Raw genomic sequence first — 23,451 nt, forward strand, 5'->3', positions numbered from 1 at the left:
GCCGCGGACGCCGCGCCGAGCAGGCGCGCGGCCCGCGCGGGGTGTCCGGCGAGGGCCCGCGCCCCGGCGAGCCCTTCCAAGGCCAGGGCGAGCGCCCGCGGATCGCTGGTGTCCCGGGCCGCGGCCAGCCCTTCCAGGTGCAGCGCCAGCGCCGTCTCCGCGTCCCCGCGCAGCTCCGCGACGAAGCCGAGCTCGGCCAGGATCAGCGCCGCTCCGTACTCCGCGTCGAACTGCCGATTCCACTCCAGCCAGCGGCGCAGATACGACTCCGCCCGGTCGAGCCGACCCTGCCGGCGTGCCCCCAGGGCGAGCCCGATCTCGGCGAACTCCTCAGCCGGCTTGTCTCCCTGCTCGACGGCAAGGCGCCGGCCCCGCTCGTGGAACTCCTCGGCCCTGGCGTAGTCGCCGGTCAACAGGGTGATCCTGCCGAGCTCGGACCAGCGCATCGAGGCGTCGGTCCACAGCCCCAGGTCCTCGGCCATCCGCAGCCCTTCCCGGTGCAGGTGAGCGGCCTGCGGATAGTCGCCCTCGATCTCCGCGAGCCGCCCGAGCACGGCTGTGGCCTGCAGCTGCCCCCACTGGTCACCGGCCTGGTGGAAGAGATTGAGACTCTCCTCTCCGTCGCGCCGGGAAGCCTTCAGATCGCCGCACACGTACGTCTGCATGCCCCGGGTGCTGAGCCCCGCAGCGAGTGCCCAGCGGTCGCCGAGCGCGCGGGACTCGGTCAGTACCCGGTTGAGCAGCTCCTCGCCTACCGCGAAGTCACCGAACCGGGTGACCGCGAAGCCGAGCAGCCAGCCCGCCCTGGTCCGCTCGTGCGGGTCGCGGATGCCCTCGTACACCTCGAGGACGGCCCGGCTGCGGCGCGCCGGCCCGTCCGGGGAGCCGGACAGCAGGCTCATCCCGGTTTGCCAGGCCACGGTCCCTGACCGGTCCGGCACCCGGTCGGCTGCGGAGTCCGCCGCGCCCTCATCGGGAGGATTCTGCGGCAGGGCGAGGGCCAGGGTGAGGTAGCGGTTGGCCTCGGTGAGGCGGCCGCGCAGGAACCAGTACCAGGCCATCGCGTGGACAAGCCGTCGCATCAGGCGACCGTCGCCGTCGGCGGCGGCGCTGTCGAGTGTGCTGCGGATGTTGGCGGTCTCGGCGTCCAGGCGCCGCAGCCAGTGCTGCTGATCGGCGCCGCGCAGAAAAGAGTCGGCCCGCTCGGCGAACTCCACGTAATAGTGCGCGTGTTCGCGCCGTACCCGCTCGTATTCGGTTTCCCGCAGCCGCTCCAGGAGGTACGCCGAGACCGACTCGAGCAGCCGGTACCGGGTGCCGTCGGCCTCGTGGGCGACCAGCACGAGGGAACGGTCGACCAGACGGGTCAGCAGGTCCAGGACCTCGGTGGGCTTCACACCGGCACCGGCGCAGACGGCCTCGGCGGCCTCCAGGGTGCAGCCATCGGAGTGGACGGCGAGCCGGCGCAGCACCGCCTGCTCGGCCGCGGTGAGCAGTTCCCAGCTCCAGTCGATCATCGCGCGCAAGGTCTGCTGCCGCGCCGGGGCACCCCGATGGCCGCCGGTGAGCAGCCGGAACCGGTCGTCCAGACGCCTGGCCAGCTCACGCGCGCCAAGGACCCGTACCCGAGTCGATGCCAGCTCCAGGGCCAGCGGAATTCCGTCGAGCCGGCGGCAGATGGAGGCGACCGCGTGGGCGTTGTCGTCGGACAGGGCGAAGCCGGGCGCGGCGGCGACAGCACGTTCGAGGAACAACTGCACCGCGCTCGACGTGCGCAGCACCGCCTGGTCGGCCGAGTCGGCGGGCGGGTCGAGCGGGGGCACCGGCCACACCTGCTCGCCCGAGATGTTCAGCGGTTCCTGGCTGGTGGCGAGGATCCGTACTCCCGGGGCGGCCCGCAGCAGGGCCCGGGCCAGGTCCGCGGCGGCCTCGATGACGTGCTCGCAGTTGTCCAGGACCAACAGTAGGCGCTGGCTGCGGAGCGTGTCGGACAGGCGGTCGAGCAGGGTGCGCGGCCGCCTGTCCGGCAGGGGGCCAGGACTGGCGTCGTCCCGAACGCCCAGCGTCGCGGCCACCACTTCGGCCAGTTCCTCGCCCGTGGTGGCCGCACCGGACTCGGTGGAGACGGCCTGCGCGGCCAGCTCCACCAGCCAGACACCGTCCGCGTAGGAGCCGGTCAGGCCGGAGGCCACCTCCACCGCCAGGCGTGTCTTGCCGACCCCGCCGGGCCCCGTCAACGTCACCAGGCGGCCCGCCGCGATCAGGGCGCGGACCTCCTTCAAAGAGTCCGACCGCCCGATCAGGCCGGTGGCCGGGGTGGGCAGGTTGGTGTGGCGGCGTGGAGCGGGCGCGGGCGCCGGGACGGCCTGCAGGGCCGGGTCCTGCTGCAGGATCTCCCATTGCAGGGCGGACAGTTCAGGACCCGGCTCAAGGCCCAGTTCCTCCTCCAGACGGCGGCGTAGATCCTGATAGCTGTCCAGGGCCTCGCTCGCCCGGCCCGCGCCGTACAGAGCCCGCATGTGGGCCGCGCGCAGCCGCTCCCGGAGCGGGTGGCGGCCGGTCAGGTCGCCGAGCTCCCCGGCAAGAAGACCATGCTCGCCCAGCTCCAGGCGGGCCTCAGCCTGTTCCTCGATGGCCAGCAGGCGCTGCTCCTCCAAGCGCGTGATGGCCGCGCGTGCGAAATCCTCGTCGATGAAGTCGGCAAAGGCAGGGCCGCGCCACAACGCCAGCGCCTCGGTGAGCAGTGCGGCACGCTCGCGGGGGTCGGCGGTGGCCCGGGCCCGGGTGGTGAGCGCGGTGAACCGGCCTGCGTCCACGGCCTCGTCCGCCACGTCGAGGACGTAGCCGAGGGCCCGGCGCACCACCAGACCCTGTCCTCCGGACCGGGCGAGCACCCGCCGCAGCCGCGACACCAGAGTCTGCAGGGCACCCGCGGGATTCGCCGGCGCCGCGTCGCCCCACAGCTCGTCCACGAGCCGGTCGGCGGAGACCACCTGCCCCCGGGCCGTCAGCAAAGCCGCGAGCAGCGCGCGCACCTTCGACTCCGGCACCACCACAAGTTCACCGTCCGCCGACCAGACGGCAAGCGGACCCAACACCCCGAAACGCATGAACTCACCGTACGGCCACGTAGTCATTGCCCGGCGTGTCAGCGCACCGCAAGCAGACCGACAGAAGACCGCGAGTCCCTGCCCGCACTCTCTGTGGTGCGCCAGTCGGAACCGGCGCACCACACGCACCTCGCACACCGTATGACCAGGGAGTCAATGATGAGCAAGTTCGCAGGCAAGAAGTCCGTCGTCACGGGCGGTACCCACGGAATGGGCCTGGCCATCGTCAAGGCGCTCCTGGACGGCGGGGCCGAGGTCGTCCTCACGGGCCGCAACGAGACGACGATCGAGCAGGCTCGCACCGAGCTGAAGCCCGAAGCCGCGCACGTCGTACGCTCCGACGCGGCCAGCATGGCCGACATCCGCGCCCTCGCCGCCACCGTGCAGGACAGGCTCGGCCGCATCGACTACCTCTTCGTCAACCACGGCATCGCCGAGGTGCAGACGCTCGAGGAGGTCACCGAGGACTCATGGGACCGGCACTTCGCCGTCAACGCCAAGGGCGCCTTCTTCACCGTGCAGAGCCTGTCACCGCTGATCAACGACGGCGGGGCGATCGTCTTCACCACCGTCGCCAACGACCTGATCTTCCCCGGCCTGAGCGCCTACTCCGGCTCCAAGGAAGCGGTGCGCGCGATCTCCCACGTCCTCGCGGCCGAGCTCCTGCCTCGCAAGATCCGCGTCAACTCCGTCGCCCCCGGCTACATCAAGACGCCCACCATGGGCGTCGCCGGGCTGACCGAGGAAGAACGCCGCGAGTTCGAGCGGCAGGGCAGCGAGACCACTCCGCTGAAGCGCAACGGCACCGTCGAGGAGGTCGCCGCAGCCGCGCTCTTCCTGGCCGCCGACGCGACCTTCACCACCAACGCCGAATTCCCGGTCGACGGCGGGTTCGCCCAGGGCCTCAGCAGCGCGCACTGAGGCAACCCCCACTTCTCCAGCCGCCGCCCGGCCCATGTGCGGGGCGGCGGCCCGCGAACAGAAGAACCGAAAGGTCAGACCCATGACTTCGAGTAGGGCCGTGGGCCGTACACGAGCCGGCCGGCGAGAGTGGACCGGGCTCGCGTTGCTGGCCCTGCCCAGCATCCTGCTGTCGCTGGACGTGACCCTCCTGCATCTGGCGGTGCCGCACCTGGGAGCGGCGCTTGCACCCAGCAGCACCCAGATGCTGTGGATCATCGATATCTACGCCTTCATGATCGCCGGGTTCCTGGTCACCGCGGGTACCCTGGGCGACCGTATCGGCCGGCGCAAGCTGCTGCTCAGCGGTGGGCTGGCCTTCGGTGCCGCCTCGCTGCTCGCCGCCTACGCCAGCAGCCCCGAGATGCTGATCATCGCCCGGGCTCTGCTCGGCATCGCGGGCGCGACCCTCATGCCCTCCACACTTGCCCTGATCAGCAACATGTTCCAGGACCCCAAACAGCGGGGCACCGCCATCGGGACCTGGGCCGCCAGCTTCTCCGTGGGCATCGCGCTCGGCCCGGTCGTCGGCGGCGCCATGCTGGAGGCGTTCTGGTGGGGCTCGGTCTTCCTCCTCGCCGTCCCCGTGATGGCTCTGCTGCTGATCATCGGACCGCTGCTGCTGCCCGAGTACAAGGACGAGAACGCAGGCCGGATCGATCTGATCAGCATCGTCCTGTCCCTCGCCGCCATCCTGCCCGCCATCTACGGCATCAAGGAGATCGCCAAGCACGGTATGCAGAGCGCGCCCCTGATCGCCGTGGTGGTCGGCCTGGCCTTCGGCATCGTCTTCACCCGCCGCCAGCTACGGCTCGAGAACCCGATGCTGGACCTGAGCCTGTTCCGCAGCCGGGCCTTCAGCGTCGCCCTCGGCGTGATGCTCTTCGCCGCCGTCGCCATGGGCGGCATCTACCTCTTCGTCACCCAGTACCTGCAGATGGTCGCCGGACTCACGCCACTGAAGGCAGGCCTGTGGCTGCTGCCCGCCGCTGGGCTCCTGATCGCTTCCTCGATGCTCGCCCCGATCGCGGCCCGCCGGATCCGCCCCGGCAACGTCACCGCCGTCGGACTGATCCTTTCCGCCATCGGCTACGTCACTCTCACCCAGGCCGACGCCGGCGACAACGGACTGGCCTACGTCATCGTCGGCTTCAGCGTCATCTATACCGGCATCGGCCCCGTGATGGGCCTGAGCGTCTCGCTCGTCGTCGGCTCCGCGCCCCCAGAGAAGGCCGGTGCCGCCTCCGCCCTGGAGCAGACCAGCAGCGACTTGGGCCTCGCGGTCGGCATCGCAGCCCTGGGCAGCCTCGGCACCACCGTCTACCGCAACCGCGTCGCCGACGAACTCCCCGCCGACACCCCTGCCGGGGTAGCCGACGCCAGCCGCGACACCCTCGCCCGGGCCCTGGACGCCACCCGTGACCTGCCCGGATCGATGGCCGACCAGATCATCACACCCGCCCGCGAGGCCTTCGCATCCGGCCTCAACGTCGTCGCCCTCATCGGAGCGATTCTGGTCACCGCACTCACGATCCTCGCCCTCACGATGCTCCGCCACGTACCCCCCGACAACGCGGCCGCGGCGCAGCCTGCGGAGACCACCGAGGCGATCCCCCTCTAGATCGACGGTTCAAGAGTGATGATTTCGAACCTGCGCCCGGAAAGGCACTCTAATGACTCCTCGGCCCTGCACCGCTCAACGGCACGCGGCTCCGCGCTTCGACCTCAAGGCATCAGGTACAACTGCACGTGACGACGCTGGGCACACCCTCAGGTGACTCTGGAGCTTGTAACGCACCGACATACCCCCGATATACCGCCCATATGTACGGTCTGGTTATCGGCTTTATTCGATGAAAGGGGCGAGGTCGTGCGGAAACCGGCTATGCAAACGACAAGGCGGCTCTCTACGGGGCTGGCCATCTCCATGATTGCCATGGGCGCGGTACTGGTCACTCCGCAAGCAGCTTCAGCGTCTCCGGGCTTCCTGTACACCAAGTATTCGTCGACGTGTAAGCAGGGGGCCGCCGGAGACTCGTACGAGACCAGCATCACGCGGTACGGCGTCGGTGAGCGTCACATCAGATTTGCGTTCGGGGTCCCCACGGGGAAGAGCACAGCTCGGCAACTGGCCTACAATCGCGCGCGCGTCACGAAGATCTGCACCAAAGGAATCGGGCCCAATCTCTGGAGGTGGAGGCTCGATTACTACGGCATTTCGAGCGGAAAGGTCAGCCGACTGAAGATCGGGAAGCATGCATGCAGCCGGGCCGGTACATGCGGTAAGGCGTACGACATCACGTACGGGACCTGGCGTGCGGGTTGGACCCACGAAAAGCTCTGACTGGCGTGCCATCGTTCCGCCGACAGGAATGTCCAGGCCGCTCTTCGCGCCCAGAAGTCCACCCAGCACCTAATGGCCGGTGCTGGGTGAGATCTCGGGTGGCTACCAGGAGTGAAGTTCAGTGGCTCCTGCATGAGTTGTGTGCTGACTTTGGATTTTGTCTCCCTTCTCAGGAGCAAGAGCGACTGCTGCGGGAGGCATCTTCCATGAGCGTTGACGCCTTCACGGACGCCGTATTCATTACCGAAGGGATAGACCTGTCACGCCACAAGAAGTTCCGTCGGGGGGTGCGAGACAGGGTCCAGAGCCACCTACCTGCCGTCAGGCAGGTAGGTGGCTCGGGAGGCTCAGAGGAAGGGCCGCAGGGTCGGTGACCGGGCGGCGGACGATGCGGAAGGTGCCCAGGAGTGTGATCCGGTCTCGATCCCAGCATGGTGACCGCGGTGCAGATCGGTGTGGACTGTCACCACCTCGGGGTTGTCGCCGCTCGTCATACCATCGCTCGCGAATCCGCACCCTGCCCGCACCGCGCAGGCTGCCGTCCGTGGCGAAGTTCTGGTCGGCAGGTGGGCCGAGATGCTTGCCGCCGAGCACGCTCCCGCCTACGGCCCGGAAGACGGCAAACGTTTACGGTGCGGCCATCCAAGATCACCCGATTGGTTGCCGATGATCTCTACTTTTGCGGCGTTTGTGCAGTTCTCTCCCGCCTCCGTGGAAGGACATCCATGCGCATTTCCGCTCGGGCATTCGTCGTCACCTTAGCGACGGTCCTGGCACTCAGCAGCGCGACCGTGGCAGGTACCCCGGCCATCGCCGCGCAGGAAGACCCTGCCCTGGCAGCCCTCACCCAGGTGGTGCCTGAGATCGTCGAGGAGGCCAAGACCGTCCCGCCGACCGAGATCCCGGACGGAGACGTCCAGCGGCCGTTCGGCATCGCGACGGACCCCGACCGTACGCTGGTCGCGACCGTCAGCGAGACCGACATCGGCATCGGCCTTCCGGAGGCCAGCGGCGCTGGCAACCAGCCGCTGCCCGGCCTGGTCACCTACGCCGCCAACCAGCCCAGCGTGGCCTACGCTCACCAGCGCACCGGTCAGATCGCCCGCGCGCTGACGATCATCAAGGACTCCTCGGCACCGACCGAGTACCGCTTCCCGATCTCCGCGCCCGAGGGCTCGATGCTGGAGGTCGAGGAGGACGACGGCACGGTCCTGATCTACAACAACGACTTCTATCTGGCCGAGATCGATCTGCCCTGGGCCAAGGACGCCAACGGCAACCCGGTGCCGACGTCGTACCGGGTGGAGGGCATGACGCTCATCCAGACGGTCAACCACGCGGGCGCCGCCTACCCCGTGGTCGCCGACCCCGCGCTCAAGCTGCAGTGCGAGTGGTGGAAGGCCATGTGCCGGCTGATCTTCTCGAAGAGCCTGACCAAGAAGCTCTACAACGCCTGGTTCGTCGCCGGCGTCGCCGGCGCCATCGAGGCGATGAAGGGTGCCTGCGACAAGCTCAAGGGCAAGGCCAAGCTGATCTGCAAGGTCGCCTACACGGCGGGTGGGGCCTCGGCCATCTACAAGGTCCGGGAAGCCGCCAGGAAGAACCAGTGCTTCGCGATCCGGTTCCAGGCTCCAGGCATCGTCTGGTACGAGGTTCGCTCGAAGAGCTGCCAGAGCAAGTAACCCCTGCGCGATCCCGACGCCCTCGCCCGGTCCGGCGAGGGCGTCGCCTTTCGTGCACCTTCTCCAGAGAACCCATGCCTGCCTTCACCCCGCCACGGGCCCCCTCCAGTTGGCCTTGCCCTCCCGCTTCGCCCACCGGCAGCAGTTACGTCACCCGCCGCCGGGTCGTCCGCGCGGCCGTCGGCCCGCCTGATGGGGCGGCGCGTCGAGGACACCCGTACCGAGACCGGGCGCGGGTCGTGGATTCCGATCGATGTTGCCGCCGGACAGTCCAGCGGTTTGCCGGTGCCGTGGGGTTCAGAAGTCGATGAATCCGTACAGCGCGAGATGGTTCGACTTGGTGCTGCCGACCGTGTGGTCGATGTTCGACGGCCGGACGGCGCCCTTGACGAAGAGGTAGTCGATCTTCCTGGAGCCGCTGGTTGCCTTTGCTCCGTAGCCGGTCATACCGAAGCCGCCGAGTGTGGTGGAGGCGATGTTCGTGCGATTCGCGTCGATCCCGATCACGCGGATCGTTGACGCGTTCATCAGGCTCGTGGCGTCCGTGCCGACGTGGATGCCGGAGTCGGCGATGCCCGTGTAGCCCGCACCCGCGCAGGCGTTCCCGCCGTTCTGTTCCGGGAGGTGCATGGTCGCGGCGAAGACGGTCGTCCCGGTCTCCCTGATCGTGAATCTCGCCGCGAGGGCGCTGGTGCGCTTCCACTTGTGTTCGTTGGTGGTGCCGTCGTCGTTGTTCGGCGGCTTGTACAGCGTGCACCCGGCCCCGCCGTTGTACGGTGTGCCAGGCTTCAGCCAGCCCGCGCTCCAGTATTTGGAGATGTCACCGGCCGCGAGGCTCAGCGTTCTGGTGTTGTAGATGATCCCGTTGGTCTGCCGCTTCTTCAGGTCGCCGAGCGACTGCTGGCTGCACTTGTGCGAACTGCCCCACTCCTCGGGGTCGTCCCAGGCCACGAGTGCCCTGTAGGTGCCCGCCGGATAGCCGAACTTGGCTCCGAGTTGGTCGGCGTACGCCGTGGCCTGTCCGGTGCCGCGTACCTGTTGCACGATCAGCAGATCGGGAGCCTGCACGCCAGAGGTGCCCGTGTTGCCGTTGTCGTCGACGAGCATCGACGTGAGGTGGTCCGGGCCTGAGATCCGGGTGCAGGTGCCGTCGGCATTGTTTCTCACCAGGTTCTCGATGTTGTTGTTGTAGACCCGTAAGACCCGGTCCGCCGCGGAGGTGGGCGCTTCTTGCGTCTGCGTGATCGAGGAGGTGGGGAGTAAAGCGGCTGTCGCGAGCGCCACCGCGCCCAGCGAGGGGAAAAGGGGCGACATTATCGAAGGGTAGCCCTGCTCGTCGGGCTTGTCCCGAGCCGATGATGTTGAATCGCGGACGTGGCGACGCGGCCTGGAGGGGCATGGGCCCGCCGGGCGCGTCAGGCTCCCTGGTGCGTCTGCCTGCCGACCCACTGGGGCCCGCGAGGTGGCCGCCCACCTCACGGTGGCTGCCGTCGCTCCGCTGTAGGTTTCGCGACTTGGGCGATCTCGGCTCCGTTCCCGAGAGGCGTGCTCACAGCCACCTGGCCCTGGTCAGCTCTCCCAGATAGGCGTCCAGCGGTTGGACGTGGCCGGCAAGAGGTCGGCTGCCGTCCCACCAGCAGATCGCGCTGATCTCCTCGTTGGGGGTGAAGTCCGGGCGCGCGCTGGTACGCGTGGTGTAGAGGGCCGCGTACTCGACGCGCCGCTCGGGGCCGAGCAGGAAGCGCGCGTGTCCGACGAACACGAGGTCGGCGACGTTCAGGCCGGTCTCTTCCCGCAACTCTCGCACGGCCGCCATGCGTGGTGTCTCGCCCGGGTCGATCATGCCACCAGGCAGTTCCCAGCATCGACGTCGACGGTTGAAGACCAGCAGTAGCTCTTCACCGCGCCACACCGCCACCAGCGCCAGCGGCATGGGACCGTCGTCGAAGCGAGCCACCTCTGCGGACGGATGAAACGCGGTCAGAAGGTTCCCGGCTTCGTCAACGGCGAGAACGTCACCCATCTCTGATCCTCCATCTGAAGGTGTTCCCGGACACTCAAGATGAGGATGAACGCGACGTCCAAGGCCAGGACTGAAGTGCGATCGCGGACTTGCACACACGGGCTCCTGCGTAGTCGCGGATGGCCGGGGGTTTACCCGTCCTGCGGGGATTCCGGCCAGTACGGGGCTGCGTGCTGGGCGGCGTCCGCGATGGCCGCGCCGTCGAGTTCGACGATGCTCAGCTCGATACCGCCGACGGGCCACTCCACAGCGAATTCGAAGCTCTCCCGGGGAGGCGAGGGCCAGAGCCACAGCCCCATGGTCAGGACATCTGCATCCTCGTCACCGCTGCGCATGGACATGCCGGGGAGCAGCAAGGATAGCTGCGGGCCTGGCGGCGGAGTCTGCGGGAGCTGTGTTCTGTCCAGACGTTGTCCGACGGTGGTGGCCTTGGCTCCGTCGGCGAAGCGCACGCCGAACCGTAGCAGTTGGCCCGGCAACGGCCCGTCGGCCCTCACCCCGATGATCATATGAGGGAACACGGATAACTGGAGGGCCTGGAAGTCGTCGGGAGACAGAGCCTGTCGCCTCGTGACGATGTCCACGTTTATCAGGCAGCCAGTGCTGAATGCCTGGATCGTTGGCAAGGTAATGGCGACATTCGGGGTGCGGGCCAGCGCCAGTCGGCTGACCATCACCGCGCCCATCTCGTCCGCCGGCGGAGCGGACCAAGCAGGCAGTCCAGGCTTGCGTGGACGAGTTGATTCTTCCTGAGCCGGAGGGGGTTCGAAGAACACATTTTCACCATACGAAAATTCCTGCGGCCTGCGTCGTTCACAGCTCATAGAGATGGCGCCGTCGTCGTCCTGGGTAGGGGCTGCCGCACAATGAGCCCGCATCGCCGGGATGCGGGGTCTCAGTCCGCCTTCGACTGAGTACGTCGGGCGTAGGCGCGGGCGGCGCGGGCGCGGTCGCCGCAGCGGACGGAGCACCAGTGGCGGCGGCCGTGGCGCAGCAGGAAGCGGTTGCAGGAGGTGGAACCGCAGGCGGTGAGGCGGTCGGCGTCGGGGCCGGTGAGGAGGTCGGCCGTGTTGGCCGCAAGGGTCGCAAGAGCGCGGTCGAGGATCGCGTTGGTGGGGCACGGTGCCGCGCGGTAGGGGCCGTTCTTCTCGTCCCAGTACAGCAGGGCGGCCGTGGGGGCCCCGCTCAGCGCGTCGTTGACGGCGGACAGAGCCGCGGGCAAGGCGGGCAGCCCGGCGACACGGGCGGCGAACAAGGCCCTGACGTGTTCCCGCAACGAGCGTAGTTGCGTCGCGCACATGTCCTGCACCCCGGCATCGGCCGGAGCGAGGCCGCGTTCGGTGAGCCACCGATTCGTCGCCTCAGGGGTGCCGAGGAGATCGATGAACTGCCCTCCAGGCAGCGCGATGGCGCTGTTGACAAAGTCGAGGGCGAGGTAGGCCTCCGCCCCAGGCGCGGGCGGCAGCACAGACTCGGCGGTCGGGGACTCGCTCATGGCTCTCATGGTACGGCTTGCGCTCATCCGTGAGACACCGCTACCGTCCTTCACGGATAAACCACTTCCCATCCGTGAGGTTTCTCGATGCCTGACACCAGCACGTCCACTGAGCAGATCCCCGTCCGCGTTCTTGGCGGCCCGACCGCCCTTTTCGAGTACGGCGGCCTGCGATTCTTGACCGACCCGACCTTCGACGCTCCCGGCGATTACCACGTACCGGGCGGCAAGCTGACCAAGACGGCGCCCTCCTCCGCCGAACCGGCCGTCCTCGGCCGCATCGACGTGGTCCTGCTCTCCCACGACGAGCACCCCGACAACCTCGACAACTCCGGCCGAGCACTGCTCGCCGACGTCCCGCTCACCCTCACCACGCCGGGGGGCGGGCAGCGCCTGGGGAACGGGGCCAAGGGCCTGGCCGACTGGGAGTCGATCGAACTGGACCGCCCCGGCGGCGGCACGATCACTGTCACGGGCGTGCCCGCCGTCCACGGGCCCGGCGCACGCGAGGACGTCGAACCGATCACCGGCCAGGTCGTCGGATTCGTCCTGACCGGGGAGAGCCTGCCCACGGTCTACGTCAGCGGCGACAACGCCTCGCTCGACATGGTCAAGCAGATCGCCGAACGCTTCGGCCCGGTAGAGACCGCCATCCTCTTCGCCGGGGCTCCCCGCTTCCGCGTCCTCTTCGACGGCGCGCTCATCGTCCTCGACAGCGCCCAAACCGCCGAGGCTGCAAAGATCCTCGGCGCCCGCCGGGTGGTGCCTGTCCACTACGACAGTTGGGCCCACTTCACCGAGGGCCGTGACGAACTGGTGGCCGCTTTCACCGAAGCTGGACTGATCGACTGCCTGGACCTGGGCGTCCGGGGCTGACCGCGCAGCCCGGACGTCCGAACCGATGCCTCGGCAGGGCCGGTCAGCTCGCAGCCTTCAGCGGCTGGGCCCGCCACACCGTTGAGGGCGGTGCGCTGTCGCCGGGCCGCTGCGGCACCTCCGGCGAGGATCGCAACCGGCGGCCGCCGCGCCTGACTGGAGTCCCGGCCGCCCACCTCGTCGACGCCTTCCGAATCCGGCCTCGCGCCTGGGCTCGTCGGCCCGTGCGGCGTTCCTCCCTCGGGCCGTTCCTTCGTCTCTTGTCGACCTCACCTGTCGGAACCGCGCCGATGGCGCCGTCCGGCCGGGCCACGCCCATCGAATTCATGAGGACTCTCTCGTCGTGACTACCGTGCCTGCCCGGATCGAGGATCTCCCACGCATTCAGGCGCAGCGCCGTACCCTGATCGTCCTGGTCGCCGCTCAGGTACTCAGCGGTGCCGGACTGGCGGCCGGTGTGACCGTCGGTGCCCTGCTCGCGCAGGACATGCTCAGCTCCACCAGCCTTGCCGGTCTGCCCAGCGCCCTGGGCACCGCCGGCTCCGCGCTGGCGGCCTTCGCCGTCGGGCGCGTCTCGCAAGCCCGCGGTCGCCGCCCTGGCCTTGCCGCCGGGTATCTGGCCGGTGCCGTGGGCAGCGCGGGCGTCATCGCTGCCGCCGTCGCCGGCAGTTCCGTCCTGCTGTTCCTCTCTCTGCTCGTCTACGGCGCCGGCATGGCCACCAATCTGCAGGCCCGCTATGCCGGGGCCGATCTGGCGGTCCCCGCGCGCCGCGCCCGGGCAGTGTCCACGGTGCTGGTCGCCACCACGGTGGGCGGCGTGGTGGGCCCCAACCTCGCCGCACCCACCGGCGACCTTGCTCTCACCCTCGGCATCCCCTACCTGGCCGGGCCGTTCCTTCTCGCCGGCATCGCCTACGCGCTGGCCGCCTTGGTCCTGGCCGTCTGGCTGCGTCCCGACCCGCTGCTGCTGGCCCGTGCCCTGGAGGCCGAACGCACCGCCGTGGCGTACGCGCAGCCAGGCGATACCAGCGGCCTTCTGCCAACGGCGGTCGAAAGCCACCGCGTCAGCGTGCTCGCCGGTGCGCTGGTCATGGTGCTCACCCAACTGGTCATGGTCGCGATCATGACCATGACACCCGTCCACATGCACGACCACGGCCACGGCACCGCCGCTTCCGGCCTCGTCATCGCCATCCACATCGGCGCGATGTACCTGCCGTCGCCCCTGACCGGCTGGCTCGTCGACCGCTACGGACCCCTCACGATCGCCATCGCCTCCGCGCTGGCCCTGCTGGCCGCCGGAATCGTTGCCGCCAACGCCCCCGACGACTCCGTCGTCTCGCTCTCGGCGGCCCTCGCGCTGCTGGGCCTGGGGTGGAACCTCGGCCTCGTCACCGGCACCGCGATCATCACCGACGCCGTCCCGCTGGCCACCCGCGCCAAGACCCAGGGCCTGGTCGACGTCTCCGTCGCCATCGCCGGCGCCACCGGCGGCATGGCCTCGGGTCTCGTCGTCGCCGGAGCCGGCTACCCCCTTCTGGCCGTCGGCGGCGGCATCCTGGCGCTCGCCATCGTGCCGGCGGTCGCCGCAGCACGCAGCCGGTGAGCGCCGGCCCAACCCACTTCCGGCAGAACGGTACGCCGGTCTCGGAACGGCACGCGTTTGCAAGGACAGCGACGCGCTGCTGCCGTCCGGGGGCGGATACGCCGAGCGGGCCGTGGCCGACCTGGCCACCACCGTGGCGGTTCCGCAGGCGTTGCCGATGAGCCAGGCGGCCGCGTTGTTGCAGGTGGGCCCGGCGGCGTTCAGCCTGATCGAGGCGGCGGAGCTGGAGCTGGGCCAGCGGGTCCTGGTCACCGGGGCCGGCGGGGCGCTCGGGCTCGCGCTGGTGGAGCTGGCCGCCAGGGCCGGGGCCCACGTGGTGGGATCGGCGCACGGCGCCGCCAAGCGCGAACGCGCGCTGGAACTGGGCGCGGCACAGGCCGTGGACTACCCCGACGTCGTCGCGGGTGACGCCTTCGACGTGGTCTTCGACGGGGTCGGCGGGCAGGTGGGGGCCGACGCGTTCGCGATCGGCTCAGCGGGAACGGCCACTATCTCGGCAAGATCGTGGTGAATACGGAACCAGACCTTCCGCGATAGCGGGCGCGCTGGGAGCATGCCGGAAAGCGTGGCGTACCCGCTCAAGCAGCCCTCTGGCGTCCTCGCCGGACGGGCGAGGTCAGGAGGCGCGGCGTACACGGTCGCGAAGCAACACCGCGGAGAGCCCCGCCGCCACCGTCAGGACCACGGCGGCGATGGCCAGAATGACGGTGAACCCGTGGTCGAAGGCGATTCTGGCCGTCTGGAGGAGGGCGGCGCCGGTGGCGTGATCCAGCCGCGCGGCGACCGCGATGGCCGCGCCGAGCGATTCGCGCGCCACGGTGTCGTCCTGAGGGCGGAGCCCGGGCACGGCCGGCAGGGCCGTCCGGTAGATGGACGCGAGGACGGTTCCCAGAACGGCGACGCCGAGCCCGGCCCCGAGCTCGAACGACGTCTCCTGGATCGCGGCGGCCTCCCCTGCTCGTTCCGGGCGCGCCGCCGACATGATGATGTGAGCGCCGAGCGTCATCACGACACCGGCCCCCACACCCGCCGCGATCAGCGCGGTGAGCGCGTCCGCACCCACCACCGCCAGGACGGCGAGCGCCGCGGCGAACGCCCCCAAAGACACCGTCACGGATGCCCGGAGTCCCAGCCGCCCCGCCACCCAAGGCGCTCCCGTCGCCCCGACCGCGTTGGCCGCCGCCAGCGGCATGAGCACCAGTCCGGCACTCACGGGCGAACGGCCCTCGACGAGTTGGAGCCACTGCGTCAGAAAGAACAACAGTGCGGTATAGCTCCCGAAACAGCACAGTACGCCGAAGACCGCGACGCTGAAGCGGCGATCAGCGAACAACGACAGGTCGAGCAACGGCCGGCTCACCCGCAGTTGCCGCGCGACGAACGCCCCCAGCAGCACGAGCCCCGTACCCCCCAGGACGATCGTCATCACGGCCCCCTCGCCGCCCAGCCGCTTGAGCGCGAAGACGACCATCGCCAGGCCGGCGGCGGAGAGGACGGCGCCCCACAGATCCCATCGACGCCGCACGGGGTCCCTGGACTCGGGGATCAACCGCCGGCCACCGATCAGGACGAGGGCGACCACCGGCACGTTGACCAGGAACACCGCTCCCCACCACCACCGCTCCACCAAGACGCCGCCGACGACGGGACCGATCGTGGCACCCACGCTGTGGGCGGCCGTCCACAGCCCGAGCGCCACCGCGCGCTCACGTTCGTCCGGGAACACCGACCTGATGACAGCCACCGTGGACGACATGATCATGGCCGCACCCACGCCGAGCAGCATCCGGGCGCCGATGAGCTGCACCGCCGTACTGGAGAGTGCCGCGGCGGCCGAGGCCCCGCCGAAGACGGCGAAGCCCGCCGACAACACTCGCCGCCGCCCCAGGCGGTCTCCCATCGTCCCGAAGGTGACCAGCAGCGCCGCCACGGTGAGCGAATAGACGTCCACGATCCACAGCAGCTCCGCGGCGTCCGGCATCAGGTCCCGGGTGATTCCGGGTACGGCGACGTGCAGCACGGTGAGGTCGATACCGACGAGCAACAGGCTCGTGCAGAGCACGGCCAGCACCGCCCATCTGCGGGGATGGCCGCGGGCGGGTTCGGCGGCACGCGGATCGGCGCTTTCGTCGAGGGACATGCCATCAGCTTCGTCACCTGGCTGCCGAAGCGGCAAGTACGGTCATTTTTGTGCTGTAGTGTCAATCTGTATACCTATGGAGGTAACCGACGTGCGCAGCGACCTCGATCAGCTACCGGAGCACTGCACCGTCGAGGTGGCCATGGAGATGCTCGGCGGTCGCTGGAAGCTGGCGATCGTCCGCAAACTCCTCGACAGGACGCACCGCTTCGGCGAACTGATGCGCGCCATGCACGGGATCACGCAGCGGATGCTGACCAGGCAACTCCGCGAGTTGGAGGCCGACGGACTGGTCGCTCGTACGGCCTACCGCGAGGTGCCGCCCAGGGTCGAGTATTCGCTGACCGCCACGGGCAGGAGCCTGGAGAAGATCGTCCTGCTGCTCGACGAGTGGGGCGAGTGGTATCTCACCTCGCACCGTTCCCAGGAAGAGACGACGAACCTCGCGGGGCGCGCGTAGTCCCGCCGGGTCCCCGGCATACAGGGCCGGAAGCCCTTGTCAAAGGTGATCACGGCCGGACAGCGGGGCGGCTCCCCGCTGGGCGGTTCAGCTCACTGGTCCGCCGGCGACGTAGATGACCTGTCCAGAGACGAACCCCGCTTCCGGGCTGACCAGGTAGGAAGCGGTGTGTGCGATGTCCTCCGGCTGCCCGACCCGACCTACCGGAATGGACTCGGCCGCCTTGCGCTGGAACTCCTCGAACTCCAGGCCGAGCCGCTGCGCCGAGGCCCTGGTCATATCGCTCACGACGAAGCCCGGCGCGATGGCGTTGGCCGTGACGCCGTACCGTCCGAGCTGGATGGCCAGCGACTTGGTGAAGCCGATCAGCCCGGCCTTCGCGCTGGCGTAGTCAACCCGGGCAGCGTCTCCCGCGGCGGAGATGCTCGACATGGTGACGATGCGTCCCCACCCGGCCTCCATCATGTACGGGGCAACCGCGCGGGTGAGAAAGAAGGGGCCGCGCAGGTTGACTCCCAAGACCATGTCCCACTGCTCGGTGGTCATTTCCACCAGATCTGCGCGCGGGCCGACGCCGGCGTTGTTGACGAGCACCGTCGGCGGCCCCAACTCGGAAACCACCCTCGCGACGGCCTCGCCGACCATGCCTGCGTCGGCGACATCGGCCGCCAGCGCCAGAGCGGCCCCGCCCTGGCTCCTGATCGCCTCGACGGTTCCTGCGCAGTCCGCCTCGTCCAAATCGATGACCGCCACCGCCAGGCCGTCCCGCGCCAGTCGCTTGGCCACCGCGGCGCCGATGCCACGAGCCGCCCCGGTCACCATCGCCGTTCTCTTCGCAGAGGAAGAAGCTGTATGTGTCACGTGACGAAGTCCATGCCATTCACGCCCGGCGGACAATTGATGAAGCGCCTGACTTAATGATCAGATTCAAGCTCGGTGACCCCATGGGTCCGCGGGCCGTGGCCAGGAGGTCGTAGCCGGACAGCCCGGCGCGCCGAGCACCGCCGCGCCGGGCACGTCGGATCAGGGCACGATCACGTGGAACGGCAGGTCGGCTCCGGCGCCGTCGTTGCCGCCGGCCACGAAAACGTGGCGTTCGGCGCTGCCGCAGTCGGTGGTGTTGGCGTTGACGAACACGGTGGAGTTCCAGGGTGCGCCCCAGCGCTTGGTGGCGACCGGCACACTGCGCGAGGCGTCGTAGTCGGAGTCGAGCTCGATGCAGTATCGGCCGGTCGCGAGCTTGCGGACGCCGGTGACGCCCTTCGAGCGGACCACGCTGCCGTCGGCGTTGACGACGGCGGCGGCACGGACGCCCGGGCCCTGGGCGCCGCCAAGCGCCGCATACGCGGCGACCGCGCCGCCTATGCTGACGACGCCCGCCATGACGCCGGCCAATGCCACAGTAGTGATCTTGGGCATGCGAATGTCTCCCAATCGCACTAGGGGGAAGGCCCGGGAGGGGTCCGTCCAGACATGTCTCCGAACCGGAGTAGTTACTGAACGTAGTGATCAACTACTCTGTGTCGCTATAGCGGGAAGGTAAGGTCGCCATCCCTGCTGCACTCCCCGGCAGTCCACGGGCACAGGGAGGCCCGGCGGAGAGCACCTGCGCCGCCGCGGGATCAAGCGGCTCTGATCAGCTCTGGAAAACGTCCCAGGACCACGCGTGGTGGTTCCCACCCGACCACAGGGGAGCGAGCGCACGAGCGCCCGCTCCCCTGCTCGCCTACCTCGGCACCGCTCCTGCGCTGACCGACGACCTGCCCCGGTCAGGGATGGTTCATCATGACGAGATACACCGATCTGGTCTTCTGATCCATGCCGAACGTGGCGCATTTGCCGCCTTCGGCACTCGGCTCGACCCGCACGCTCCACTCGTGCAGGCCCTTTGCCGTGAGGACGCTCCGCACCACGGAGACCGCCTCCTCCTTGGGCACGCACCTGGTGCTGAGCCGCGCGATCAGCTCATCGCGTACGGCGCGGACGCCGATCGCCTCGGCCCGTTCGGCGGGACCCACGTCGCGGCTGGAACGCAGCCCCAGTGCCGCACAGGTTTCCTCCCCACCGGGGAAGACTCCGACGGGTCCCCCATCGGTCAGGCAGCTCACCAGGGGAGGCGCCTGGCTGACGCCTTCCACCATGGCTCCCTCCCGCCACAGGTCGGCGCACGTCTCCACGGGATCCTCATCGCGGCTGCTGACGACAGCGGTGTCGCCCCGGAGGCTGGCGGTGCTGTAGCAGGCGACGCTTTCTGTGGTGGCCGCGCCGCCGCCGTCCCAGACCTGGCCGGCCACGGCGGCTCCCCCCGCCGCGACGGTCACCACGCCGGTCAGCGCGACCAGCCAGCCCGCGCGCCGGGAGAGGCGACGCCGGGGCCGGGAGATCTCGGCCACGAGATGCTCCCGCAGGGCAGGTCGACGAGCCGCCGGGAGATCCCGGTCGGGCCAGGGTGGTAGTGTCATGTCTCCTCCTCTGACAGCGGCAGCGTCATCCAACGCTCCCCCATGCTTCGGCCTCACCCTGTTCGTGGCCGTGGGCGACCTCGAGTTCCCGGAGCCTGCGGCGGGCCCGGGAGAGCCGCGATCGCACCGTCCCCACCGGGATGCCGAGGGCGAGCGCGGCCTCGGCGTAGCCGAGCCCGTCTCCCACGCACAACGCGATCACGTCCTGGTCCGACCGGGGCAGTTGGTTGACCAGGGCCAGGATGCGACGCATCGTCCGCTCGTCGTCCAGCCGTCCGGCGACGTCGTCGGCGTGGTCGGGCTCCGCGGTCTGGGCCGGGAGCCGGTCCAGCGCGCCCCGGTGGCGGCGGCGTGACCTGTGCTGGTTGCGTACGACGTTGTTGGCCACCCCGAGCAGCCAGGGCAGCGCGGATTCCCTCTCCAGGCGGATGGACCCACGGCGGCGCCAGGCTTCCAGGAACACCACTGACGTCAGGTCTTCCGCGGTGGCCCAGTCGGCGGTCCGGTGGAAGCAGTGGTTGTACACGGCTTGGGAATGGCGGTCGAACAGCAGACCGAACGCTTCCGCGGTCTGCTGATCCCATAGGGCGGCGTCGCTCGGCTCAGGGCCGGGTGGTTGGTGGGTCACATCCCATCTGTGTCCGTCCGCCGCGGCGAGTTCCGGCGTTCCGGGCTCCGCTTGCGCTCGATGAGTCGGCCGTCGCGACGGTCCCCACGGTCGGCGCCGACGGCCTGGGCTGACGCGTGTCCGAAGTCGGGCGAGGCCGGAACTCCCGATCCCACCCGCGTACGATCACAGCCGGTTCTCTCCACCGATCCCTGACTGCCGTGAAAGTTTCCGGCTCCGGTAGCCGGATCGAATCCTGCGCGCGTCATCCTGGGAGGATGTCTATGCGTACGCTGCCCGCAATGCTGGTGCTGGTCGTGTTGTCCGGTTGCGGCTCCGGCTCGGCGCTGAGCCAAACGGTGATCGACCAGGCTGCCCGGCAGGGCGTGGCGCCTGACCTGATGTACGTGGTGGACCTGCCCGGATACGAGCTGGCCGAGCAGTCGGCCGGGGCGGTGGGCGAGGAAGGCTTCGGTGCCGTCTACACCGCGCCCGGCGGCCAGCAGGTGGAGCTGCGGGTCGATCGGGGACCGTACAAGTGCGTCGGCACCTGTGAGCGGGACGGCGACGGCTGGTACACCGAGCATGAAGGGCGGCAGGAGTACGTCGCGGTGCGCGCCAGTCACTACGTGCGGTTGACCAGCCAGGCCGAGCAGGTCGAGCGGGCCGTGCTGAAGCAGGCGGCGGAGGGCGCCCGGCCGGCCGTCGGCGACGGGACGCCTTCCCCGCCGCCGAGCCCGGTCGAGCGCGGCGACCTGCCCGAGAACGGCGACGGCGCCCCGATCCAGCCCACCGGCCCCGGCGGCTGAGACCACGCGCGCCGCCGCAGATCCCGGCAGGTCACCAGTCGGCACGCGGCCACGCCTTTTCAGAGCAGTTCCGTCTGGGCGGCGTCGGGAGGCTCGGGCGGCCTCACAGCCGGGATCTCAGCACGTCGACCTCGCAGCCTGGCGCGGACGGGTCGAAGCCGTGCTCGACCAGCCAGCGGACCGCCAGCAGGCTTCGCAACGACCACCAGGCGCGGATCACGTCGAGGTCCACGTCGGTGCCGTAGCCGGCGACGACGTCGCCAAGGTGTGCCTCGTGTCCGAGCGTCAAGACGGCGAGGTCGAACAGGGCATCGCCCTGGCTCGCCTCGGTCCAGTCGATCACGCCGGTGATCTTGTCACCGTCGATGAACACGTGGGCGATCTGCAGGTCGCCGTGCGTGAACACCGGTGTCCACGGCCGCAGCGCAGCCTCGGCAATTTGGCGGTTGCGCGTGACCAGGTCGGCGGGAAGGACGTCGTTCGCGATGAGCCACTCGCATTCGCTGTCGAGGTGCGCTGCCAACTCGTCGAGACTTGGACCAGGCCATGGCGGCAGCGGTGCGTCGTGCAGCATCCGTACGGCGGCACCCGCCGCGGCCCACGCCGCCGACGACGCGGTCGACGGTTCGCCGAGGCGGCCGAGTGGCGCCCCTGGGAGGGCGGCGAGCGCGAGCACCGGCGGCTTCCGCCACAGGACCTCCGGAGTCGGGATCGGTGCCATGGCCATCGCCTCGACCTCGACGTCGGTGCGCGTCTGATCAGCGTCGATCTTCAGGAACACGTCGCCGACGCGCAGCGTCGCGCAATCATGATGGGCAACAACAACCTTGACATCCTTCATGTCGGCCATTGTGGCGGGATGACCACCGACGTCACCACCAGTTAATCGCCTGCCCGGCTGCCCGGCTGACCGCGTCCCGGCACTCCGCTCTCACTCACGACGCCGAGTGCTGCGCCTCCACCCCGATGCCGCCGGCCCGCTCCCCTATCTCGGTCGCACCCCGACAACGCCATGTCCCGACCCGCGCGGCCCGAACGTGCACCCCGCCACCGCTCACGGCTTCAGGTTGAGCCTCTTCCTCGACGCGCCCGGGAACACGACGACCAGGTGCTGCTCCTCCCCCGCATCGTCGACCCGCATGTAGACACGGAGCCGGTAGCGGCCCTTCCCCGCGATCGCCAGGTTCGGCATCGGGGCACCCGCGCCCACCTCTCCGCCCTCACCCATCTCCGGCACGGTGAGCCGGCCGCTGCGGCTGACGATCGACACCTCGTTGACCTGATACCACCCGGCCGTCCGCTGTGGCGGCGCGGTGCGGAAGGCCTTCACTGTCAGGCACAGGTCGACGACGTCTCCGAGGTGCCCGATGAGCGCCGCGCTGCCGGCCACCCCGATTTGGGTGCTGTCGTCGTAGATCCTGTCCATCGCCTGCTCGGCCGCCTTGTCGGCCGCTTCGTCCTCGGGGTCGTGGACCAGATAGCCGGGATCGCCGTCGACGAACAGGAAGTAATTCGCCGTGGCCTGGACGACACCCTTCGTGCGGGGCCATGGGTCGCGGCACTTCGCGTTCTTCTCGGCGATGTAGGCGGCGTTCGCCGCCTCCGTCTCCGCGGTCGACCGCAGCAGCTCGGGATGGGTGGTGCCGATGATCTGCGGGCACACGTAGACGAGGTCCCACGGGTCCGCGCCCCAGGCGGGCCGCGCGCTCCCGGCCCGCGTCAGAATCGCCTCCTGCTCGTCTCGGCCCTCCGTACGGCACAGCGCCCGTCCGTACGCGAGGATCGCCTGGTCCGACAGGCTGTCCGGGAACATGGGCGGGACTCCGCCCTCTGTGCTCCGCGCCCGGCACAGGAACGCCGCGTCGCGTTCCGCAGGTTTCAGGTCGCCGAAGCTGTGGCGTTCATAGCAGTCCATCGACCAGCCGGTGTAGGTGAGGCGCGCGTGCTGCTCCGGGTGGACCAGTGCGATGATCGGCAGTACGGTTACGGCCGCCACCGCGACGCGGATCACGGGACGCCGCGCGGGCGGAAGGTCCGCCGGGCGGTCCTGAGTGGGCAGTTCACGGGCGGTCGCCGCGATCCACACGGTGCTGACGAGCCCCACCGCGTCCATCATGACCAGCATCGCCAGATAGCCGCCGGGGATCCTTCCGAAGAGAGCGTTGAGCGGGATCAACAGCGCGTAGACGCCCGCCGACAACCACCCGGCAACCAGCGTGCCGCGGCTCCACCGGCCGTCGCGCCGCTGCCCGACGACCGTGAAGATGGTCGCCGCCACTCCGGCCGGTATCAAGCCCAGTTCGACGACGCCGCCCGGCCCAAGCTCTGGGAGGTCGAGTTCGTCGAGCAGCACGTTGGCCGTCCCGGCCAACTCGACCGCGAACATCGCTCCGGCCGCCGCGCGCAGCATGCGGGACCGCCAGCGGATGACGAGCAGGTAGAGGACGTCAATCGCGGTCCACAGCGCGAGCCGGAATGCCGAGTCGACCGCGTCGGGGAGCAGCGCGATCGGGTACCAGAGCACGAGGCTGTCCGCCACCGCCAGATACAGCAGCCGGCGCAGCGCCTTCGCCCGGCGGTCCAGCGGTCCCGGCGCGGGGGCACGCACGATCAGCCACAGGAGCGCGGCCTTCACCGGGGCGGCCACGAGCAGCGCCACAATCGTCGGGGTGTCAAACCCGCCGCTCATGTGGGACTCCGCATAGGCCGGCGGCGACCATTCGACGGCCACCCAGAGCCAGGCGTCACCGAACACCAGGCCCGCGGCCGCCGCCGCAAGAACCAGACCTACTACTCCAATCCTGATAATCCGCCAGAAATCATCCGAGAGCACGGGACGCGATCTTAGCGCGGCACCGCGGTTCGCCACGCGACTCG

The 23,451-nt window shown here is 69.6% G+C and carries 20 protein-coding genes; 8 read left to right on the forward strand and 12 right to left on the reverse strand.

Annotated features, from left to right (window positions below; genetic code table 11):
* On the reverse strand, positions 1 to 3,110 hold a 3,110-nt coding region (locus ABD844_RS41375), incomplete at its 3' end, for an AfsR/SARP family transcriptional regulator (RefSeq protein ID WP_344891241.1).
* A gap of 159 nt (positions 3,111 to 3,269) precedes the next feature.
* On the opposite strand from ABD844_RS41375, the gene ABD844_RS41380 reads away from it, so the two are divergent.
* The 3 genes from ABD844_RS41380 (at position 3,270) to ABD844_RS41390 (ending at position 8,096) form a co-directional block, all read left to right on the forward strand.
* On the forward strand, positions 3,270 to 4,031 hold the full coding sequence (locus tag ABD844_RS41380; RefSeq protein ID WP_344891245.1) for an SDR family oxidoreductase: 762 nt from the start codon (positions 3,270 to 3,272) through the stop codon (positions 4,029 to 4,031).
* Between the two features lie 82 nt (positions 4,032 to 4,113).
* Complete coding sequence (locus ABD844_RS41385; RefSeq protein ID WP_344891247.1) at positions 4,114 to 5,691, forward strand: MFS transporter; 1,578 nt, start codon at positions 4,114 to 4,116, stop codon at positions 5,689 to 5,691.
* A gap of 1,448 nt (positions 5,692 to 7,139) precedes the next feature.
* The gene (locus ABD844_RS41390; protein ID WP_344891250.1) at positions 7,140 to 8,096 is read left to right on the forward strand and encodes a hypothetical protein; all 957 of its coding nucleotides are present in this window, start codon (positions 7,140 to 7,142) and stop codon (positions 8,094 to 8,096) included.
* A gap of 297 nt (positions 8,097 to 8,393) precedes the next feature.
* On the opposite strand, the gene ABD844_RS41395 is transcribed toward ABD844_RS41390, so the two are convergent.
* From ABD844_RS41395 to ABD844_RS41410, 4 genes are all read right to left on the reverse strand, one after another.
* A complete protein-coding gene (locus tag ABD844_RS41395) occupies positions 8,394 to 9,410 on the reverse strand; it encodes a hypothetical protein (RefSeq protein ID WP_344891253.1) in 1,017 nt (338 codons plus the stop codon).
* A gap of 235 nt (positions 9,411 to 9,645) precedes the next feature.
* On the reverse strand, positions 9,646 to 10,119 hold the full coding sequence (locus ABD844_RS41400) for an NUDIX hydrolase (RefSeq protein ID WP_344891256.1): 474 nt from the start codon (positions 10,117 to 10,119) through the stop codon (positions 9,646 to 9,648).
* A 131-nt stretch (positions 10,120 to 10,250) separates the two neighbouring features.
* Positions 10,251 to 10,895, reverse strand: coding sequence for a hypothetical protein (locus ABD844_RS41405; protein WP_344891259.1), 645 nt, complete (start codon positions 10,893 to 10,895; stop codon positions 10,251 to 10,253).
* Between the two features lie 119 nt (positions 10,896 to 11,014).
* Complete coding sequence (locus ABD844_RS41410; protein WP_344891262.1) at positions 11,015 to 11,614, reverse strand: CGNR zinc finger domain-containing protein; 600 nt, start codon at positions 11,612 to 11,614, stop codon at positions 11,015 to 11,017.
* Between the two features lie 87 nt (positions 11,615 to 11,701).
* On the opposite strand from ABD844_RS41410, the gene ABD844_RS41415 reads away from it, so the two are divergent.
* From ABD844_RS41415 to ABD844_RS41425, 3 genes are all read left to right on the forward strand, one after another.
* Positions 11,702 to 12,490, forward strand: coding sequence for an MBL fold metallo-hydrolase (locus ABD844_RS41415; protein WP_344891265.1), 789 nt, complete (start codon positions 11,702 to 11,704; stop codon positions 12,488 to 12,490).
* Positions 12,491 to 12,833: 343 nt separating this feature from the next.
* Positions 12,834 to 14,096, forward strand: a complete 1,263-nt coding sequence (locus ABD844_RS41420; protein ID WP_344891268.1) for an MFS transporter — start codon at positions 12,834 to 12,836, stop codon at positions 14,094 to 14,096.
* Positions 14,097 to 14,208: 112 nt separating this feature from the next.
* Entirely contained in the window at positions 14,209 to 14,607 is a 399-nt protein-coding gene (locus tag ABD844_RS41425) for a zinc-binding dehydrogenase (RefSeq protein WP_344891271.1), read from the forward strand.
* Between the two features lie 105 nt (positions 14,608 to 14,712).
* Here ABD844_RS41425 and ABD844_RS41430 read toward each other — a convergent pair whose 3' ends face one another.
* Entirely contained in the window at positions 14,713 to 16,236 is a 1,524-nt protein-coding gene (locus ABD844_RS41430) for an MFS transporter (protein ID WP_344891274.1), read from the reverse strand.
* A 76-nt stretch (positions 16,237 to 16,312) separates the two neighbouring features.
* Here ABD844_RS41430 and ABD844_RS41435 point away from each other — a divergent pair, with 76 nt between their 5' ends.
* Positions 16,313 to 16,696, forward strand: coding sequence for a winged helix-turn-helix transcriptional regulator (locus ABD844_RS41435; protein ID WP_344891277.1), 384 nt, complete (start codon positions 16,313 to 16,315; stop codon positions 16,694 to 16,696).
* A gap of 87 nt (positions 16,697 to 16,783) precedes the next feature.
* On the opposite strand, the gene ABD844_RS41440 is transcribed toward ABD844_RS41435, so the two are convergent.
* The 4 genes from ABD844_RS41440 to ABD844_RS41455 all read right to left on the reverse strand — a co-directional run bounded on the left by ABD844_RS41440 (position 16,784) and on the right by ABD844_RS41455 (position 19,786).
* Positions 16,784 to 17,518: an SDR family NAD(P)-dependent oxidoreductase gene (locus ABD844_RS41440; RefSeq protein WP_344891280.1), complete on the reverse strand. Its 735-nt coding sequence runs from the start codon at positions 17,516 to 17,518 to the stop codon at positions 16,784 to 16,786.
* A 201-nt stretch (positions 17,519 to 17,719) separates the two neighbouring features.
* On the reverse strand, positions 17,720 to 18,115 hold the full coding sequence (locus ABD844_RS41445; RefSeq protein ID WP_344891283.1) for a hypothetical protein: 396 nt from the start codon (positions 18,113 to 18,115) through the stop codon (positions 17,720 to 17,722).
* 350 nt (positions 18,116 to 18,465) lie between these two features.
* Positions 18,466 to 19,158, reverse strand: coding sequence for a hypothetical protein (locus ABD844_RS41450; RefSeq protein ID WP_344891286.1), 693 nt, complete (start codon positions 19,156 to 19,158; stop codon positions 18,466 to 18,468).
* 25 nt (positions 19,159 to 19,183) lie between these two features.
* Complete coding sequence (locus tag ABD844_RS41455) at positions 19,184 to 19,786, reverse strand: RNA polymerase sigma factor (protein ID WP_344891290.1); 603 nt, start codon at positions 19,784 to 19,786, stop codon at positions 19,184 to 19,186.
* A 257-nt stretch (positions 19,787 to 20,043) separates the two neighbouring features.
* Here ABD844_RS41455 and ABD844_RS41460 point away from each other — a divergent pair, with 257 nt between their 5' ends.
* Positions 20,044 to 20,574, forward strand: coding sequence for a hypothetical protein (locus tag ABD844_RS41460; RefSeq protein WP_344891293.1), 531 nt, complete (start codon positions 20,044 to 20,046; stop codon positions 20,572 to 20,574).
* A 103-nt stretch (positions 20,575 to 20,677) separates the two neighbouring features.
* Here ABD844_RS41460 and ABD844_RS41465 read toward each other — a convergent pair whose 3' ends face one another.
* Positions 20,678 to 21,424, reverse strand: a complete 747-nt coding sequence (locus ABD844_RS41465; RefSeq protein WP_344891296.1) for a phosphotransferase family protein — start codon at positions 21,422 to 21,424, stop codon at positions 20,678 to 20,680.
* A gap of 204 nt (positions 21,425 to 21,628) precedes the next feature.
* Entirely contained in the window at positions 21,629 to 23,263 is a 1,635-nt protein-coding gene (locus ABD844_RS41470; protein WP_344891299.1) for a hypothetical protein, read from the reverse strand.
* Positions 23,264 to 23,451: the final 188 nt, after the last annotated feature.

Source organism: Nonomuraea antimicrobica (genome assembly GCF_039536965.1).
GTDB classification, from domain to species: Bacteria; Actinomycetota; Actinomycetes; order Streptosporangiales; family Streptosporangiaceae; genus Nonomuraea; species Nonomuraea antimicrobica.

What these genes read in the sequence shown, in the direction of transcription:
- ABD844_RS41380 (WP_344891245.1), top strand. Translation starts at nt 3,270, where the DNA reads ATGAGCAAGTTCGCAGGCAAGAAGTCCGTCGTCACGGGCGGTACCCAC.
- ABD844_RS41385 (WP_344891247.1), top strand. Translation starts at nt 4,114, where the DNA reads ATGACTTCGAGTAGGGCCGTGGGCCGTACACGAGCCGGCCGGCGAGAG.
- ABD844_RS41390 (WP_344891250.1), top strand. Translation starts at nt 7,140, where the DNA reads ATGCGCATTTCCGCTCGGGCATTCGTCGTCACCTTAGCGACGGTCCTG.
- ABD844_RS41395 (WP_344891253.1), bottom strand. Translation starts at nt 9,410, where the DNA reads ATGTCGCCCCTTTTCCCCTCGCTGGGCGCGGTGGCGCTCGCGACAGCC.
- ABD844_RS41400 (WP_344891256.1), bottom strand. Translation starts at nt 10,119, where the DNA reads ATGGGTGACGTTCTCGCCGTTGACGAAGCCGGGAACCTTCTGACCGCG.
- ABD844_RS41410 (WP_344891262.1), bottom strand. Translation starts at nt 11,614, where the DNA reads ATGAGCGAGTCCCCGACCGCCGAGTCTGTGCTGCCGCCCGCGCCTGGG.
- ABD844_RS41415 (WP_344891265.1), top strand. Translation starts at nt 11,702, where the DNA reads ATGCCTGACACCAGCACGTCCACTGAGCAGATCCCCGTCCGCGTTCTT.
- ABD844_RS41430 (WP_344891274.1), bottom strand. Translation starts at nt 16,236, where the DNA reads ATGTCCCTCGACGAAAGCGCCGATCCGCGTGCCGCCGAACCCGCCCGC.
- ABD844_RS41435 (WP_344891277.1), top strand. Translation starts at nt 16,313, where the DNA reads ATGGAGGTAACCGACGTGCGCAGCGACCTCGATCAGCTACCGGAGCAC.
- ABD844_RS41440 (WP_344891280.1), bottom strand. Translation starts at nt 17,518, where the DNA reads ATGGTGACCGGGGCGGCTCGTGGCATCGGCGCCGCGGTGGCCAAGCGA.
- ABD844_RS41445 (WP_344891283.1), bottom strand. Translation starts at nt 18,115, where the DNA reads ATGCCCAAGATCACTACTGTGGCATTGGCCGGCGTCATGGCGGGCGTC.
- ABD844_RS41450 (WP_344891286.1), bottom strand. Translation starts at nt 19,158, where the DNA reads ATGACACTACCACCCTGGCCCGACCGGGATCTCCCGGCGGCTCGTCGA.
- ABD844_RS41460 (WP_344891293.1), top strand. Translation starts at nt 20,044, where the DNA reads ATGTCTATGCGTACGCTGCCCGCAATGCTGGTGCTGGTCGTGTTGTCC.
- ABD844_RS41465 (WP_344891296.1), bottom strand. Translation starts at nt 21,424, where the DNA reads ATGGCCGACATGAAGGATGTCAAGGTTGTTGTTGCCCATCATGATTGC.
- ABD844_RS41470 (WP_344891299.1), bottom strand. Translation starts at nt 23,263, where the DNA reads ATGAGCGGCGGGTTTGACACCCCGACGATTGTGGCGCTGCTCGTGGCC.